At 54.6% G+C, this 685-nt stretch carries 1 pseudogene; it reads left to right on the top strand.

Going from position 1 to position 685, the window contains the following annotated elements:
- Positions 1-47: 47 nt before the first annotated feature.
- Positions 48-685 (top strand): annotated as a pseudogene (locus tag A3730_RS14340) (glycerol-3-phosphate 1-O-acyltransferase); the annotation flags it as partial.

Genomic DNA, 685 nt, shown 5'->3' with positions numbered 1-685 from the left:
GTGAATTGCACGGCAAGAAAAAGCAGAAGGAATCCGTGGGCGGATTGATGAAATCACTCTCCGTGCTACGTAGCCACTTTGGCCAGGTGCACCTGAACTTCGGTGAACCGATCAAGCTGGTGGACTATCTGGACGGCCATAACCCGAAATGGCGCAATGAAACCGTGGCCCCCGGTGACAATCCACCCTGGTTCAAACATGCGGTGGAAGAACTGGGACAAGAGGTGGTCGAATCCATCAATGCTGCCGCTGTGGCGAACCCGGTCAATCTGCTCAGCCTGGCGTTGCTGGCCTCTCCCAAGCACACCATGGATATTGCCCAGCTTCGTCAGCAACTGGACCTGTATATTTCCCTGCTCAAACAAGCGCCTTACAGTGACAACGCGGCACTAGCCAACGATGACGCCAGTGCCATTATTGAGTACGGCCTGGAGCACGACTTCCTGGAACGTATTGAACACAAGCTGGGCGACGTGGTTACCACCGATGAAAAAACCGCCCTGCAAATGGCGTACGTGCGCAACAACAGTCTGCACCTGTTCATTCTGCCGGGCCTGATCTGCTCGCTGGTAATGAATGCACGATCCATCAGCATGGATGTACTGCAAAGCATGGTGCGTCTGCTCTATCCTTTCCTGCGTAACGAGTACTTCCTGCACTGGCAGGATGACGAGGAACTGGCAGC

The organism is Alcanivorax sp. HI0044, assembly GCF_001634945.1.
This window is presented reverse-complemented; position numbering and strand designations above follow the sequence as displayed.